Genomic DNA, 18,036 nt, shown 5'->3' with positions numbered 1-18,036 from the left:
CGGCTCGAAGACATTTGGCGCAATGGAGAGCAGAGCACTTCACTCTTCGGGAGGTTCCAGGTCCAGTTAGTTCGGAAGCACTGTACGAACGAACACCGGTCGCTACAGCAAGCACTCTTTCACAACTTTGCAGGAGGTGCTTCCCCTCATGATCCTTCGCCAACGCGTGTCCGTGCGCCGGTTGGCCGCTGGTTGCGCCCTCGTCGCGCTCCTGCTGCCTGCTTTGAGCGCCGCCCAGTATGCGTATGATGCGCCCTCGCTGGCGGTCGTCGGCGCCGACAAATCCTCGATCACTCTGCAGGTGACAGCCGGGGCCACGGGGTTGCCCGAAGGCTTCACCGTGCAATGGATGAGAGCAGCCGATTTCACTGGAACCTGGCCGACGGGGTCCAGCTCGTATGTGGGGTACTGCAGCTTCACGGGTACACCCACTCTGACCACTGGCCCGGCGACAAACTACGCCCTGGCCGGAAACGGCAGCATCGATGTGGAGCTCGGGGATCTCTTCGATGAAACCGGCATCAGCACCGGTAACACCGACGAGCTGCCAGAGAGCACGCCGTACGTCTTCCGTGCCTTCTCCGGGATCCCCTACTACCGGTCGAGCTATTACTCCCAGACACTCTCCGGCAGCACCATCACCCTCGATACGGGGTGCGTGCGGACGCAGGGCTTCTGGAAGAACCACACCGAGTCGTGGCCCGTGGCCGGGCTCTTCCTCGGCACCACGTTCTACACCCAGGCCGAGCTCCTCCAAATCCTGGGAACTCCGGCTGAAGGCAACGGCTTGATCTTCCTGGCGCACCAGCTGATCGCCGCCAAGCTGAACGTGGCGAGCGGCGCCACGCCACCGGGAACTCTCATCGCCGACGCCGACGCTCTCATCGATGGTCTGGTGGTGCCGCCGATCGGAGCCGGGTTCCTGGATCCATCAGTCGCCAGCCCATTGACCGACGACCTGGATACCTACAACAACGGTCTGAGCGGTGTGCCGCACTGCGACCCCGTCTCGGTGCAGAGCAAGCCCTGGGGCGCGGTCAAGCAGCTGTACCGCGACTGAGAGCCACTGCCGCCGACTCTCGTAAGGACGCCGTCCGGGTACCACCGGACGGCGTCTTCGTCGATGCCCCAAGGAAAGGATGCCGACATGGACCAGCGACTCCTCGATCTCTACGACGAGTACACCCATGCGCCTCTCGATCGGCGGGTGTTCCTGGAACGTCTGGTGCAGCTGTGCGGCAGCACCGCGGTGGCGATGTCGTTGCTGCCCCTTCTCGAGTCGAAAGCCGCCGCCGCGCTGGTGCCGCCCGACGACGCCCGGCTCGCGGCCGGGCGGATCACGTACCCGGGAGCTTCGGGCGACATCGCGAGCTACCTGGCCCGCCCCAAGGACAGCGCCAAGCTGCCGGCGGTGATCGTTATCCACGAGAACCGCGGTCTCACCGCGCACATCGAGGATGTGGCCCGGCGCGCAGCGCTCGCCGGCTTCCTCGCCCTCGCTCCCGACATGCTCTCGCCCCTCGGCGGGACACCAGCGGACCCCGACTCGGCGCGGGCCCAGTTCGGGAAGCTGGAGCCGGAGAAGACGGTGCAGAACCTGGTCGCTGCGGTGAAGTTCCTCGAGAAGCACGAGCACGGTACCGGCAAGGTCGGCACCGTGGGCTTCTGCTGGGGCGGCGGCATGGTGGGCGATCTCGCCGTCGCCTGCCCCGAGCTGGATGCGGCGGTGGTGTACTACGGTCGTCAACCCGCGGCGGCAATGGTGGAGAAGATCCAGGCGCCGCTCCTCCTGCATTACGCCGGATTGGACGAGCGGATCAACGCCGGGATTCCGGCCTTCGAAGAGGCGCTGAAGAAGGCCGGGAAGAAGTACACCCTCTATCGCTACGAAGGTGTGAACCACGCCTTCCACAACGACACCTCGGAAGCACGCTACAACAAAGAGGCCGCCGAGCTATCGTGGTCGCGGACGATCGCCTTCCTGCGCGAGAACTTGCAGTCGTGAGGCCTACACACCGGCGCCAGGTTCAGAGCCGGAGCGGCGAACGCGCTTCGTAGAGCCGGAGATGGTCGCGGATCTCGGCCACGAGTCCCGCGTCCTGGCGCTCGCCGGCGAGCTCCGCGGCCCGCCGGGCCGCGGCGATGGCTTCGTCGAAGCGGCCGGCCTCGGCGAGCGCCGCAGCTTGGGTGACCAGCGCCTCGGGCAGGCGGTCCCGGGCGCGGGCCACGAGACGCGCGGCGATGTCGATGGCCTCGTCACCGTCGCGCAAGCCGGCGTCGGATGAAGTGGCCAGGATCCAGGCCAGGCGTTGCTCCACCATCTCGTCGTCGGGAACGGCGCGCAAGCCGCGACGCAGCACGCGGACGGCGTCGGCGTCGTGCTTCTGCGCTTCCAAGACCACCGCCAGATTGTAGTAAGCCGCGCTGAGGCGACGGTCGAAGCGAAGGGCTTCCTCGTACTCCTGCGCGGCGCGCTCGAGCTTGCTGGTGCGCGTGAGCGCCACCGCCAGATCGAGGTGAGCGCGGGCGTTCTCCGGCTCCTGCAGCGTCGCCTCGTGCAGCGCCGCCACCGCTTCTTCGGGCCGCCCGAGGGCGAGCAACGTCGAGCCGAGCAGCTGCTGGCCACGGGGATAGCGGGAGCGCAACGCCAAGGTGCGCCGTGCTTCCGGCAACGCTTCCGCCGGCCGGCCCTGCTCGGCGAGGACGGCGGCCAGCTGGAAGCGGGCGTGGGCGTCGGTGGGGGCTGCTTCCAGGGCGGCGCGGAAGGAGCGCTCCGCCGCCGCGAGATCGCCGGCCTCCCGTTCCGCCCGGCCGCGCCCGGTGAGCGCTTCGGCGAGCTGGACCCGTGGCCTGCCGTAATGCGGTGCGGCGGCGTGCGCGACCTGCAAGCGAGCGATCACGGGCTCCCAAACCGTGGCTCCCGGAGTCAGCAGGCACTCCTCGATCTGCGCGGTGATCTCCACCGTTTCTCGCTTGGCCCACAAAGTGCGCTCGAGAATGCTGTCCACGGCGCTGTCGGCGAGCTTCCCCCAGTGCGTCACGAGAGGACGCGGGCCGGTCCGAAACGAGTCCACGAGCCGGACGTTGGCACCACCATCGGGCCTGCCGATGGCGAGAGGGCTGGAGAACTCCAGATACAGGTTGTCGTCGGTGCTGAGCCGGGCGCCGGTGGCGAAGCGCCGCACGCTGGCGTCGTCCATGGTGAGGTCGCAGAGGAACGAGATCGGATCGCCGAGGCCGACGCGCTCGAGCTGCCGGTGCACCTCGGTCTGGTGCAAACGTCTGGCGAGCTCGGTCGCATCCACCTGCAACGGCGTATTCGAAGCGATGAGGACGGCATCGAAGGCGGTCTGGAAGAGGAGGTTGTGAGCGAAGTGCGCCGACAAGGAGGCGACGATCGAGCGCAGATTGTCCTCGGTGAGCTCGTAAAGCGGCATCCACTGGCAGAGGATGCCGCCCGGGGCGAGGCGGGCGGCGGTGAGGGCGTAGTACTCCGAGGTGAAGAGGTAGGACGAGCCGTGTTCGTACGGGTGGATCGGATCGGCGGTGATGACATCGAATTGTCGCGCCGTCGTCCGCAGGTAATTGCGGCCGTCCTGGACGACGATGTGCAGCCGCGGGTCGTCCAGGGCGTTCCCGTTCAGGTCCGAGAAGACGCGGGCCGCCCCGAGCACGGCCGGCTCGATCTCGACCAAGGTGATTTCCTGGAGCTCCGGATGTGCGGTGACGCCGCCGAGGGTGAGGCCCGCACCGAGACCGATGACGAGAGCCGTCTTGGGATGCGGGTGCAGCAGCACCGGCACGTGGCCGAGCAGGTACTCGTGGTGCAGGTCCGAGTGGTGATCCGTTGCCACCGATCGGCCGTTGATGACGACGGCGCGGAATTGCTGCGCTTCGATCACCGAGACGGTGGCGCCGCGGCCCTCGCGGTAGTAGAGCCGCTGCGTGGCGGCGAGCTGGCCGCGCACGTCGATGCGGCCGCTGGCGTTGGTGTAGCCGACGGTCACGTTGTTCTGGAAGGAGCCGAGGGTGTGCAGGTCCCAGGCCGGGAGCGCGTACGGGAGCGCCAGACTCGCGGCCACGGCGACGGCACCGCCGAGCAGTGCGAGCGCGCGCAGGCGTGGCCGGCGGGCGCCGAGGAAGACGGCGAGAACGAGCAAGCCGTAACCCAGGTCGAGTCCGCAGACGAGCAGCATGCCCTTCTGCAAGCCCAGGAACGGGATGAGGACGAAGCCGCCGAGCAGCGGCCCGAGGATGCCTCCGAGAGTGTTGAGACCGACGAGATCGCCGACGGAACGCCCGAAGCCCGGGCGCAGTGCGGCGCGGGCGCGCCCAGCCAAAGGGAAGGCGACGCCCATGCAGGTGGCCGGGACGAGCATGACGGCGAAGGAAAGAAGGAGCGTGGCGGCGACGCGCATGCCTTGGGCGCCGCCGTGGAGACGCGCGTTGAGCTCGACCGCGAGTTGCGGCAGCCCGGGAACGAGCTGCGAGACCACCGCACTGCTCGCTCCGATGGCGACCAGGGCGAGACCGCACTGCGCCGCCAGAGCCAGGCGTCGCACGGGGAAGAGACCGTGCAGGATGCTTCCAAGGGTGATGCCAGTGAGGAAGGCGGCGAGCATGATGGTGAATGCATACGTCGTGGTGCCGATGGCGATGCCGAGGGCGCGCGTCCACATGACCTCGAGGGCGAGGGCGCAGAGGCCGCTCACGAAGGTGCCGTAGAAAGCGAAAAGGAGCGACGACCTCGTTGCAGGCTCGAGGACTGGGGACGGCAGAGCAGCTGTTTCCGGCGCGGCGTCCGCCGGAACCAGGGCGTCCGCGGCAGACGCTCCGGTGCGGAGCCTGCGATCGGCGAGGAGAGCGAGGGCAGCGACAGCGACGTTGGCAGCGATGGCCACGAATTGCGTGCGCCGCACGCCGATCCCGGGCAAGAGGACGAAGCCCGCGGTGACGGCGCCGAGCACGGCGCCGAAGGTGTTGATGCCATACAACCAGGCGAGTCGCGCGCCGAAATCCTCGCGCCGGTGCACCACGAAGCGGGTCAGCACCGGTAAGGTCCCGCCCATGAAGAAGGTGGGGATGACGAGGACGGCGAAGGCCATCGTCGCCCGCGTCAGGTGCAGCCACAGGTCGACGCCATCGCGGCGCAGAGCGATGCCGACGTAGAGGCGTTCGACCAGGGCGAGAAGGAGCGGGAGGAGGAGGGCGGCTGCACCGACCGCGAGCTCGAGCAGACCGTAGACACGCAGCGGGCGCTGCAAGCGCTCCGCCACCCGCCCGAGGCTGAAGCCACCGAGGGCCAGCCCGCCCATGAAGGCGGCGAGCACGATGGCGACCGCCTGGTGGCTGACACCGAAGACGAGGGCGAGGTCGCGGCTCCAGGCCACCTGATAGACGAGGGCGATGGCCCCGGAACCAAGGAACAGGCAGGAGACCAGGACCGCCAGGCTCCTCCGCATCCGTTTCTCCTCCTGCAGCCTCGAGCCGCGGCGCTGCGCCCCTAGCCTGGCGGCCACGCGGGTGGCCCGGCGGATCATTATATAGAGAGGCGCCCGCACCTTGCCCGCGCCCGGCGGTCTCCCTAGAATCGTGGAGTCCCTCCTTCTTGGCGCCGCGCCGTCCGCCCCGGGCGGTCGCCGTGTCGCTGTCTTTCGTGCACTTGAACGTGCACTCGAACTTCTCGCTCCTCGCGGGGACGCGGAGCGCCGACGAGTTGGTGGCGGCGGCGCGTCTCGCCGGCATGTCGGCGCTCGCCCTCACCGACACCAACGGGCTGTACGCGGCGGTGGACTTCCAGGCCGCTTGCCGCGCCGCGGACGTCCACCCGGTATTCGGCGTGGAGCTGCGTCACGAGGGCCGGCGCGCCGTGGTCCTGGCGCGGGACGCGGCGGGCTATGCAGAAATCTGCCGGCTCGTGAGCCAGCGACACCTGGACGCGGAGTTCCGCCTCAGCGCCGCCCTCGCCGGCACCACGGAGCACGTCTTCGTGCTCTGCGCCGATCCGGCGCTGCTCGTCGGCCTGCGCGGGCGGAGCCACGTGTACGTCGAGATCGTTTGCCACCGCGACGTCGCCTCGCGCCGGCGCAAGTACCACTTGCTCGACGTGGCGTCGCGCCTCCATCTGCCCGTGGTGGCGACGAACAACGTGCACTTCCTGAAGCCGGAGGAACACCGGGTCCACCGCGTGCTCTGCGCCATCCGCACCAACACCACAGTCGGGACCGTGCCGGAAGGCGAGGTGGAGCACGAGGAATGCTGGCTGCGTTCGCCGGGAGAGATGGCGGCACTCTTCGCCGACGTGCCCGAAGCACTGGCGCAAAGCCTGCACCTCGCTTGGAGCTGCAGCTACGAGATTCCTCTCGGCCAGCCGCGGCCGCCGCGCTTCGCTGTCCCCGCGGCCGCCGCACCGCGCCGCGCTGCCCATCGCCTCGCCTGGCGGCGCGACGTCGCGGAGCGCCTCGCCGCCGCGCGGCCCGCGGCGGACGGCGAGACGCCGCGCGTGCTGCACGGCGCCGACGGCAGCGAGGTTCCAGGCCTCCCCGAGTGGCCGCGCGAATCGCGCCGCCTGTTCCGCGGCAGGAGCAGCGAAGCAGCGATGGAGAACACACTGGAAGCGCCAGGTCAGGCACCGGACCAGCAGGTGCTCGCGAGTGGATCCCGAGACCAACCCGACGCAGGCGCTTTCCAGTTCTTGCAGCAGCTCTGCGACGAAGGGTTGCAAGAGCGTCTCGGTGCAGCGAGCGACGTGGCACGGGAGACGCTGGCGCGAGAGCTCGATGTCATCCGCCGTCTCGATCTCACCGACTACTTCCTCGTCTGCTGGGACCTGGTGCGCTTCGCGCGCAGCCACGGCATGCCGTGCCTGGGGCGGGGCTCGGCGGCGAACAGCTTGGTGAGCTATTGCCTCTACATCACCCACGTGAACCCGCTGGAGCACGGGCTCTTCTTCGAGCGCTTCCTCAACCTGGAGCGCGAGGGCTATCCCGACTTCGACATCGACTTCGGCACCGACGATCGGGAAGTGGTGCTGGACTACGTTTTCCAGCGCTACGGCCGCGACCGGGTGGCGATGATCTGCACCTACAACACCATGCACGCCCGCTCCGCCATGCGCGAGGTGGCGAAGGCGCTGGGCATCCCGAGCGGCGAGGTGGAGGACGTGGTGAAACGCCTGCCGCACTTCGCCTCGCCCCGGGAAGTGCGCGAGCGTCTCGCCCGCGACCCGGCGGGGCGCGACCTGCCCCTCGATCGCGAACCCTTGCGCACCGTGCTGGAGATCGCGACCGCCATCGCCGAGTTCCCTCGCCATCTGGCGACGCACCCCTGCGGGCTCGTCATCGCGCCGCAGCCGATCCTCGAGCTGGTGCCGCTGCAGCGCGGCGACAAGGGGCTCGAGATCACCCAGTGGGACATGAACGCGGTGGAGGACGCCGGCCTGGTGAAGATCGACATCCTGGGGCAGAAAGGGCTCGCGGTCATCAGCGACACCATCCGGCAGGTGGAACGCAACGACGGCTTGCGCATCGACCCGGAGCGGGTGGACGTGCTGCACGACCCCGGGGGCCGGGAGCTCCTGCGCAGCGGCCGCACCATCGGCTGCTTCTACATCGAGAGCCCCATCATGTTGCAGCTCATGGAGCAAGCCGCCTGCGACGACTTCGAGGTGCTGACGGCGCTTTCGTCCATCATCCGCCCCGGGGTGTCGAACTACGGCGGCAAGCAGCGTTACCTCGAATGCCACCTGGGCCTGGCGCAGCCGGAGGCGCTGCACCCGCTGCTCGTACCGGTGCTGCGCGACACCTACGGCTGCCTCATCTACCAGGAGCAGGTGATCCAGGTGGTGACCGCCATCGCCGGCATGACGCTGTCGGAAGCCGACGGCTTGCGCAAGTGCATGTCGAAGAAGCGCAACTGGCAGCACATGGAGACGTACCGGGAGCGCTTCCTCTCCGGGGCGCGACAGCACGACGTGCCGGAGGCGACGGCGCTGGCGATCTTCACCCAGATCGAAAGTTTCGCCGGCTACGCCTTCTGCAAGGCGCACTCGGCCTCGTTCGCCCTGGAGTCCTTCGCCAGCGCCTACTGGAAGGCGCACTACCCGGCGGAGTTCATGGCCGCCGTGCTCACCAACCAAGGCGGCTACTACACGCCGATGGAGTACGCCGAGGAGGCGCGCCGCTGCGGTGTGCGTTTGCTGCCGCCTTGCGTCAACACCGGGCGCAAGGAGTACTGGGGCCAGAGACGCGAGATCCGCACCGGTCTCATGCAAGTGAAAGGCCTGGCGGAGGCGAGCATCGACGTCATCCTGGCGGCGCGGCGCGCCGGCGGGCCGTTCACGGACCTTGGCGACTTCCTGCGCCGCGTGCGCATGAGCCACGCGGAAGCCCGCGCCTTGGTGCGCTGCGGCGCCATGGACTGGTTCGAGAGGACGCGGCCACGCCTCCTCTGGGAGCTGGAGCTCCGCGCCCGGGCTGCTTCGCCTGCCGGTGCGGCGACGCGAGCAGGGGCCTCACCGCCGGAGGCGCGCTGGCTCGCCGAGCCCGCCGATCCGGAGCGCCTGGCAGCTCTCGTGGCGCAGATCCCGCCGCTTCCCGAATGGAATGCCGAGGCGCGCCGGCGGGCCGAGCTCGAAACCCTGGAGCTGAGCCTCGACGCGCATCCGTTCGCCCTCTTCCCGGCGCTGCTGGAGTGGGCGCGGGCGCGGCGGCCCATCGTGCAGAGCACCGAGCTCCGCCGGCACGCCGACCGCGAGGTCTATCTGCTGGGCTGGAAGGTGACCTCCAAGCACACGACGACGGTGCACGACGAGACCATGTGCTTCGTCACCTTCAGCGACGAGCACGGCCGCTTCGAGGCGAGCTTCTTCCCCGAGGTCTACGAGCGCTGCGCCACCGAGCTCGTCCGCGGCTTCGGTCCCTACTTGATCAAGGGCAAGGTGGAAGTACAATTCGGCGTCGCCGAGCTCGTCGCCACCCACGTGCTGCTGCTGCGCCGCACCCAGGTCGCAGGCGGGTGAGCTCGCCGGGAAGGCTGGCTCCGGCGCCCCCTGCCGACGTGGAGCAGCCCCCAGGACCTGACGCGCAGATTCTGCGGCCTACGGGTGGGGGAGGTTGGGGTCGGGACGGTCGCCGGACCAACCGGGGGGCGAAACCTCGAACTGGACACTCGAGCGCCGCAGGCGTAAACTTCCGTCGATTGTCCATCCCCACCTTCCACGACGCAGGAGGACCTGTGCGCCTGTCCCTCGTCGTCCCTGTTGCGTTCGTTCTGCTCCAAATCGCCACCGCCGCTCAGAGCGCTGAGGAGACCCGTGCGCTGGGAAGCGCGGCTCGTCCGTCGGCAGCCTCGGAGACGAAGGATCCACTAGCAACGGCCAGCCAGAAAGCGCCGCACCTCCTGGGCGTCGAGCGCTATCTGGACTTCGAAGAGGTCCGCGAGCCGCAGCTGTCCCCCGACGGGACGCAGATCGTCTACACCCGGCGCTGGGTGGATCGGATGGAAGACGAATGGGCCTCGTCGTTGTGGGTCATGCGCGCCGATGGCACCAAGAACCGCTACCTCCTCGACGGCTCCGAGGCGCGCTGGTCGCCGGACGGCACCCGCATTGCCTACCTGGCCAAGGGCGAGCCCGAGGGCACCCAGGTCTTCGTGCGCTGGATGGACGACGAGGGCGCGACGACGCAGGTGACACGCCTCACCGACAAGCCGGCCAACCTGCGCTGGTCCCCGGACGGACGCAGCATCGCCTTCACCATGGAAGTGCCGGACGAGGACACCTGGAAGATCGACATGCAGAAGCCGCCGAAGGGGGCCGCCTGGACCGAGGCGCCGAAGATCATCGAGACGCGGCACTACCGGCAGGATCGCCGCGGCTACTACGCCGACGCCTTCACCCACCTCTTCGTGGTGCCTGCGGAAGGGGGGACGCCGCGGCAGATCACCAGCGGTCGCTGGAACGTCGGCGCCCGTCCCGAAGGTCTCGCCTTCGCCATCGGCTTCGACTGGACCCCCGACGGTCAGTACCTCGTCTTCGACGGCTTGAAGGAAGAAGAGACCGAGCGGCGCTACCGGGAATCCCACCTCTATGCTGTTGCGGTGGAAAGCGGCGACATCCGTCAGATCACCGCGCGCAAGGGACCCTGGGCGAGCCCCACCGTGTCGCCGGACGGCCGGCGCGTCGCCTTCCTCGGTTTCGATTGGGTCGAGCAGACCTACAAGGCGGACGAACTATGGGTCGTGGGTCTGGACGGCAGCGACATGCACTCGCTGACCCCGGCCCTCGACCGCGACGTGGACGAAGTGCGCTGGACCCAGGGGAGCCAGAGCCTCTGCTTCAGCGTCGATGATCGCGGTGCGCGCAATGTCTACGAGGCGACGCTGCGCGGCAAGGTACGCCAGCTCACCCACGGGACCCACATCCTCTCCCTCACCTCGCTCGCCCGGTCGGGTCTGGCGGCGGGAGTGCGCTCGGCGCCGCAGACGCCCCCGGAAGTGGTGACCTTCCGGCTTGGCCATCCCGACAAGATCCAATCTCTCACCCAGGTGAACGCGGATCTGCTGCAGGGCATCGAGCTCGGCCAGGTGGAGGAGATCTGGTACGGGTCCACGGGTGGGACCCAGGTGCAAGGTTGGATCGTGAAGCCGCCGCGCTTCGATCCGGCGCGCCGCTATCCCCTCATCCTTCATATCCACGGCGGGCCGCATGCGATGTATGGCGTCGGTTTCAACTACTCGTTCCAGAACCTGGCCGCCAACGATTACGTGGTGTTGTACACCAATCCGCGGGGCAGCACCGGGTATGGCACCGCCTTCGGCAACGCCATCGACAATGACTATCCGAGCGTGGACTACGACGACCTCATGGCCGGAGTGGAGATGGTGCTCGCGCGCGGCTACGTGGACCCGGACCGCATGTACGTCACCGGCGTGAGCGGCGGCGGCGTGCTGAGCAGCTGGATCGTCGGTCACACGGATCGCTTCGCCGCCGCGGCGGTGCGCGCTCCCGTCATCGACTGGATGAGCTTCGCCGGCACCACGGACATCGTGAGCTGGGGCTACGAGCGCTTCCATCCGCCCTTCTGGGAGGATCCGAAGCCGTGGCTCGAGCACTCGCCCCTCATGTACGTGAACCGGGTGAAGACCCCGGTCCTGCTCATGACCGGGGAGCTCGACCTGCGCACCCCGATCGGACAAACGGAAGAGTATTTCTCCGCGCTCAAGGCTCTGGGCGTGGAGACGGTGATGTTGCGTTTCCACGAGGAGTATCACGGCACAGCGTCGAAGCCGGCCAACTTCATGCGTACCCAGCTCTATCTCATGAGTTGGTTCGGCAAGCACACGCGAGGAGGCGAGGGGACACCCGCAGCCTCACGCTGAAGATCGTGGCGGGGCTGGTGGCGTGCGCTACAGATGGGCTGGGGCGGGGTCCGTCCCGTCCCAGGCGGGACCGGAACGGCCCGCTCCATCAGGGGGGGACTGGTTCTGAGAGGGAACCGGTCGTCTGTTGGCAGCGTCACCAGCCCTTCTTCACACCCCGCTTGCCTCCCCGGGTCCCCTCTTGACAGGTTAGCAGTCACTCAGGCAGAGTGCTAAGCGCGTGACCGACCCGATCTAACCACGCAAGCTATTGCGCACCAAGAGGATGACCGTGCGCGCGGGAGCCCCGGGGCCGTCCCAGGCTCCCTGTCAACTCCAAAGGAGGACCTGATCCCATGGCGGCCAAGCAGATCCAGTTCGGGGACGAAGGGCGCAAGCGCGTCCTCAACGGTGTGGAGATCCTGGCGCGCGCGGTCAAGGCGACGCTCGGCCCGCGGGGGCGGAACGTCGTCTTGGATCGCAAGTTCGGAGCCCCTCTCGTGACCAAGGACGGGGTCACGGTGGCGAAGGAGATCGAGCTCGAGGACGTGTACGAGAACATGGGCGCGCAGATGATGCGCGAGGTGGCGTCCAAGACGAGCGACGTGACCGGTGATGGAACGACGACCGCCACGATCCTCGCCGAAGCCATCTTCCGCCAGGGGATGAAGACGGTCACCGCCGGCGCCAACGCCATGTCGGTGAAACGCGGCATCGACAAAGCGGTGGCGCGGATCGTGGAAGAGCTCGAGAAGCTGAAGACCCCGGTCAAGGGGCGCCCGGACATCGCCGCCATTGCCACCGTCTCGGCCAACGGCGATTCCACCATCGGCAACATCATCGCCGACGCCATGGAGAAGGTGGGCCAGGACGGCACGATCACCGTGGAGGAAGCGAAGTCCATCGACACGACTCTCGACGTCGTCGAGGGCATGCAGTTCGACCGCGGCTATCTCTCGGCGTACTTCGTCACCGATCCGCAGAGCATGAAGGCCGAGCTCGAGGACTGCCTGATCATCATCCACGAGAAGAAGATCAGCAATCTGAACGATTTCTTGCCGCTGCTGGAGAAGATCGCCCAGCTCGGACGACCCTTCGTGGTCATCGCCGAGGAAGTGGAAGGCGAGGCGCTGGCGACGCTGGTGGTGAACAAGCTGCGCGGCACCCTCAAGGTGGCCGCGGTGAAGGCGCCCGGGTTCGGCGACCGTCGCAAGGCCATGCTGGAGGACATCGCGATCCTCACGGGCGGCAAGTTCATCTCCGAGGACCTGGGCCTGAAGCTGGACAACGTGCAGCTCAACGATCTGGGACGCGCCAAGCGCGTCACCATCGAGAAGGAAGAAACCACCATCGTCGAGGGCGCCGGGAAGAAGGAAGCCATCCAGTCCCGGATCAACCAGATCAAGAAGCAGATCGAGGACACGACCTCGGACTACGACCGCGAGAAGCTGCAGGAGCGCCTGGCGAAGCTGGCCTCCGGTGTCGCGGTCATCAAGGTGGGCGCGGCGACCGAGACCGAGCTCAAGGAGAAGAAGGCGCGCGTCGAGGACGCCTTGCACGCCACCCGCGCCGCAGTGGAAGAGGGCGTCGTGCCCGGCGGTGGTGTGGCCTTCCTGCGCGTGCAGCACGTGCTCGATTCCGTGCCCGGCTTGGAGGGCGACGAGAAGTTCGGCGTCGACATCGTGCGCCGCGCTATCGAAGAGCCCTGCCGGCAGATCGCGGCCAACGCCGGTGCCGAGGGCACCGTGGTCTGCGAGCGCGTCAAGCAGGAGAAGGGCAACATGGGTTACGACGCGGCCACCCAGGAGTACCGTGACCTGGTGCAGGCGGGCGTCATCGACCCGAAGAAGGTGACGCGGACGGCGCTGCAGAACGCTGCCAGCGTCGCCGGGTTGATGCTCACCACCGAGGCCCTGGTGGCGGAGATCCCGGAGAAGAGGAAGAGGGCTCCGGCGATGCCCGGCGGTGGCGGCGGCATGGAAGACATGGACTTCTGAGCGTTTCGCCGTCGCCGCCCAGGCGGCGGTGGCGTTTCGCGTCCAACAAGATCCGCAGGAGACGGGGGCCGGCAAACAACCGGCCCCCTTATCTATACGCGCATCCGGGCCGAATGGCGAGGTTCCGCGAGCGCCTGAACTGGAGCCGGGGTAATTCCTCGCACACAACGATGACTACAGCGATGCCCCGCGAGGTGCTCTTGTGAGGCCTGGAGGGGTACTCGTAGACTCGCCTCCGTGCAGGATGACGCGACAGAAGCGGCGGAGCGCGAACGCCCCCGCCCTCGCGACGAGGAGCGTTCGGGTTTGAGCAAGACGGCGCCTGCAGTCCTGGTGGTCGTGCTCACCTGGAACGGGCGCGAGGACACGCTAGCCTGCGTCGAATCCGTCCTGGCCCTGGACTACCCGCGCTTCCGGCTGCTCGTCATCGACAACGCTTCGAGCGATGGCACAGCCGAGGCGCTGCAGCAGCGTTTCGGTCACCGCATCGAGATCCTGCGGCAGAAGGAGAACCTGCTCTACGCCGGGGGCATGAACGCCGGTCTCGAACAGGCGCGGCAGGCGGGCACGGAGTTCGTTCTCCTCCTCAACAACGACATCGTCCTCGACCCCGGAATGCTGGCCGCCTTGGTGCGCGCCGCCGCGGCGGACGAGCGCGTCGCCGCCGCGAGTCCGAAGATCTACTACCACTCCAGGCCCGATCGCCTCTGGTTCGCCGGCGGCGAGCTGTCGTTGTGGCGCGGCTGGCCGCATCACCGTGGACTGCGCCAGATCGACCGGGGACAGCACGACCGCAGCTACGACGCCGACTACCTGACGGGGTGCGCTCTCTTGCTCCGCACCGCGGTGGTCGGTGAGGTGGGGCTCCTGGACACGGGATACGCGATGTACGCCGAGGACGCTGACTGGTGCTTGCGCGCCCGGCAACGGGGTTACCGCTTGCGATACGTGCCCGAGGCCCGGTTGTGGCACAAGGTGTCCGCCAGTGCCGGCGCGCGTTCCCTGTTCAAGATCAGGCGGCGGATGAGGAGCCAGCTTCGCCTGCTGCGGCGGCACGCGCGCTGGTACCACTGGCTCACGATCCCGTGGTACACCGCCTTCGAGGCCGTTCGCGTCGGTTGGGAATTGGCGCTGCGACGGATCTGAGGCGAAGGTGGAGAAAGAAAAACGGCCCCAGGGAATGACCCGGAGCCGGGGAAGCTTTCGCATCGTGAACCATACGAGGCAATGCTGTTGGTCTCCGGTCCAGACGCGAAATTTCCGTCGGGCAGGATAGCACCAGTCCAGACACTTGCCAAGGCAGAACTGGGTTTCCAGACAGTCACCAACGGCAGACCCTTTGGGTCATTTTCCCCACGGATCAGCTACGTAACCTGAATGAAGAGAATCTGTTGCGCTTGGAGGGTGGCTTGCGCGAAGGCTGGAGGGCGGACGACAGCAGGTTCGTGCTCTTCTGCGTCGCCGTCGCCGTAGTCTGCGGCCTCGAGGCCTGGCGCGATTTCGGTCGCGCCTTCCCCGAGGCAAGCATCGACTTCCAGGTGAACCGCAGCACCTCGCGACCCGTCGCCGAGGCCTACCTCGGTCGACTGGGGTTCGAGGTGGAGGCGTGGAAGCACGCCGCCATCTTCCGTTACGACAACACCGCCAAGATCTTCCTCGAGCGCGAGCTCGGGCCGGAGCAGGCACAGGCTCGGGGTGAAGAGCTGGAACTCTGGCGCTGGAGCCACCGCTGGTTCCGGCCAGAGGAGAAGGAAGAGCTGCAGGTCGAGGTCACGCCGAGGGGCGAGATCGCGCACTTCGAGCACCTGCTCCCCGAAGAAGCGCCGGGAGATTCCCTTTCCGAGGCGCAGGCGCGGCAGCTGGCGGAGGAGTTCCTGGCCGCGCACACGGACGTGGCGCTGGAGCGGCACGACTTCGTGGAAGCTGCCTCGGTGCGGCGGCCGGCGCGCGTCGATCACACCTTCACTTGGAAACGCACGGACTTCGCCGTCGGCGGCAGTACGGCGCGGGTGCGGGTGCAGGTAGCCGGTAGTGCGGTGACGGCGTACGAGGAGTTCCTCCAGGTCCCCGACCAGTGGCTCCATGACTACCGGCAGCTGCGGTCGCGCAACGAGACCGCGAATCTGGTAGCGGCGGTGCTCGGGTTCGTCACCGGCCTCGCCATGCTCCTCGTGCTGGTGTTCCGCATCCGGGATCGCGACGTGCGCTGGCGCACGGCGGCGGCCATCGCCGTCCTGGCCTTCGTGCTCCAGCTCTTGGCCGCGCTCAACGAGCTCGGTCTGGCGCGCTACGAGTACCCGACGGAGCAGGGCTACTTCGCCTTCATGACCTGGCAGGTCGTCGTGGCGGTGCTCGGCGCGAGCGCCGCCGCAGGAGTCGTCCTCCTGCTCACCGCGGCGGCGGAGCCGGTGTACCGGCAGAGCTATCCGCACAAGCTCTCGCTCGGGCGCACCTTCACCTGGCGCGGCCTGGGAACGCGGGACGCTTTCCGACAAATCATGCTCGGCGTCACGCTGGCCTTCTTCTTCGTTGCCTACCAGACGGTCTTCTACCTGGTGGCGGCGCGCTACGGCGCCTGGGCTCCCCTCGACGTGCCCTACGACAACATGCTGAACACCGTCTTTCCCTGGGCAGTGGTGCTGTTCAGCGGCTTCTTCCCCGCTGTCTCCGAAGAGTTCGTTTCCCGCATGTTCTCCGTCCCCTTCCTGAGCGGACTCTTGCAGCGCGGCCGGCGCTGGCGGCGTCCCGCGGTGGCGCTCGCCGTGGTGATCTCGTCGTGCATCTGGGGCTTCGCCCATGCGGGCTACCCGAACCAACCTTTCTATATCCGCGGCCTCGAGGTGAGCGTGGCCGGCATCGTCACCTCCTGGGTCATGCTCCGCTGGGGCATTCTCGCCACTCTCGTGTGGCACTACTCGGTGGACGCGTGCTACACGGCGCTGCTCATGGTGCGCTCCGGGGATACGTATCTCGTTCTTTCCGGCGCTGCTGCCGCCGGGATCATGCTCGTGCCGCTCGGCATCGCCGTCGGGCGCATCCTGCGCCAGAAAGGCTTCGAGCCCACCGACGGTCTCCGCAACGGCGACGAGCCTGGGCCGCAGACGGTTCCCGCGGCGGTGGCGGAACCGGAGCCGGAAGCGGTGCAAGCGGTGCGGGTGCCGCGGTCGCGTCTTGCCGTCGGGGCGGGCGTCGCGGCAGCGTTGCTCTTCCTCTACGCCGTGCCGGTGGAGCGACCGGGGGAAGGCTTGAAGTTGCTGCAGGGTCGGGGGAGCGCGCGGCAAACGGCGGTGACCGCAGCGCGCGCCATCGGCATCGATCCCGACAGCTTCCACGTGGCCATGGCGGTTCGCTCCCGTTACGACGACGAAACCGGGAAATACGTTCTCGAACAAGCCGGCATCCCGGCGTTGAACGCCCTCTACCGTGATCCGCTCTGCACTCCCGTGTGGTTCGTGCGCTTCTACCGTCCCGGCGACCTGGAAGAGGCGAGCTTCGATGTCCCCGCAGCGGCGGCGGCGCAGAAGCTCGGCGGCTTCGAGCACGTCGTTCCCGAAACCGCAGCCGGGGTGACGCTCCCGGGCGCAGAGGCGCGCGCTCTGGCCGAGGACTTCCTGCGGGCGCAGGGATTCCAGATCGAGGACTTGACCCTCGTCGAAGAGAGCGTGACCGAGCGGCCCGCGCGCAGGGATCACCAATTCGAGTGGGAGAACCGCCGTTTCGCCCAGGGTGAGGGCGTGCCGCGCCTCGCGGTGACGGTGCAGGGGGAGCGCGTGGGTGGCTTGCACCGCTATCTGCACGTCCCCGAGGAGTGGCTGCGCGCTCAGCGCGAACGTGGTCTCATGCAGCGCTTGGCCTGGGTGCTCGGGAGAGCGCTGCTCGGAAGCGGGATCCTCATGGTGACGCTTCTGTTCGTGGGGCAAGTACGCTCCCGCCGTTTCCCGTGGCGGCGGGCGCTGCGCTGGGGGAGCTTGGCCGGAGCACTCGCGCTCCTCGGCTTCGTCCTGGAATGGGAAGCGCGGGTGGCGACTTCCTATCCTTCGTCGACGCCGTGGGCGCTCTTCCGCGTGCTCGCGGTGAGCGTGGCCGGTGTGCGCGTCCTCGTGCTCGGCATGCTGGCGGCGATGCTGATCGGTACGCTTCTCGCCGTGCGTCCCGAAACGCGGGCGCTCCTCTCCGGCCGCTCCGGCACGTCGCGGCGGGATGCCGTCCTCCTCACCCTGATCGGCGTGGCAACGCTCTGCGGCCTGCGACAAGCGGCGGCCGTGGTGCAAGCGGCGGGGTCGGCGCACCTCCGGGTGGGCGACTTGTTCAGCCTCGACGCCGCGGCGAGCCCGCTCCCGTGGCTGGACGGGGCGTGCACCTTGTTCCTCCAGGGGATGCTCGCGCTGTCGTTGTTCGGTCTCCTCGCCCATCTGGCGCAGCGGGCGATCGGTCCGACGCGTTTCCTCCTCGTTCTGGTTGCTGGGGTTCTGCTCTTCGCCGGCGGCAATGCCACGGATGTGCTCGAGTGGGGCATGAGCGCGCTGCTGCTCACTCTGCGCGTCGGCGGCTTGCTCTGGCTCACTTGCTTCCTCTACCGCGGCCACGATCTCGCCTACCTGCTCACCTACCTCGCCGGTTTGGGCGGGCTCACGGTCTTCGAATGGTTGCAGCAGCCCGAGGGAGGCCTGCGGATCTCGGC

Annotated in this window: 8 protein-coding genes; 7 read left to right on the top strand and 1 reads right to left on the bottom strand. The window is 68.1% G+C overall.

The window, feature by feature from the left end:
* The first annotated feature begins 148 nt into the window (after window positions 1-148).
* Window positions 149-1,060, top strand: coding sequence for a hypothetical protein (locus VFE28_04380; GenBank protein ID HZM15219.1), 912 nt, complete (start codon window positions 149-151; stop codon window positions 1,058-1,060).
* A gap of 87 nt (window positions 1,061-1,147) precedes the next feature.
* The gene (locus VFE28_04375) at window positions 1,148-2,005 is read left to right on the top strand and encodes a dienelactone hydrolase family protein (GenBank protein HZM15218.1); all 858 of its coding nucleotides are present in this window, start codon (window positions 1,148-1,150) and stop codon (window positions 2,003-2,005) included.
* A 22-nt stretch (window positions 2,006-2,027) separates the two neighbouring features.
* Here VFE28_04375 and VFE28_04370 read toward each other — a convergent pair whose 3' ends face one another.
* Window positions 2,028-5,462, bottom strand: a complete 3,435-nt coding sequence (locus VFE28_04370) for a fused MFS/spermidine synthase (protein HZM15217.1) — start codon at window positions 5,460-5,462, stop codon at window positions 2,028-2,030.
* 179 nt (window positions 5,463-5,641) lie between these two features.
* Between VFE28_04370 and VFE28_04365 the strand changes: the two genes are divergently transcribed.
* From VFE28_04365 to VFE28_04345, 5 genes are all read left to right on the top strand, one after another.
* Complete coding sequence (locus VFE28_04365) at window positions 5,642-9,019, top strand: DNA polymerase III subunit alpha (protein HZM15216.1); 3,378 nt, start codon at window positions 5,642-5,644, stop codon at window positions 9,017-9,019.
* A 215-nt stretch (window positions 9,020-9,234) separates the two neighbouring features.
* Entirely contained in the window at window positions 9,235-11,379 is a 2,145-nt protein-coding gene (locus tag VFE28_04360; protein HZM15215.1) for a S9 family peptidase, read from the top strand.
* A 335-nt stretch (window positions 11,380-11,714) separates the two neighbouring features.
* Window positions 11,715-13,355, top strand: a complete 1,641-nt coding sequence (gene groL, locus VFE28_04355; protein ID HZM15214.1) for a chaperonin GroEL — start codon at window positions 11,715-11,717, stop codon at window positions 13,353-13,355.
* Window positions 13,356-13,661: 306 nt separating this feature from the next.
* Window positions 13,662-14,501 (top strand): glycosyltransferase family 2 protein, encoded by an 840-nt coding sequence (locus VFE28_04350; GenBank protein HZM15213.1) that lies wholly within the window; start codon window positions 13,662-13,664, stop codon window positions 14,499-14,501.
* A gap of 263 nt (window positions 14,502-14,764) precedes the next feature.
* Window positions 14,765-18,036: type II CAAX endopeptidase family protein (locus VFE28_04345; GenBank protein HZM15212.1), on the top strand; the 3,272-nt coding region annotated here is incomplete at its 3' end.

This window comes from Candidatus Krumholzibacteriia bacterium (assembly GCA_035649275.1).
Classification (GTDB): Bacteria; Krumholzibacteriota; Krumholzibacteriia.
This window is presented reverse-complemented; position numbering and strand designations above follow the sequence as displayed.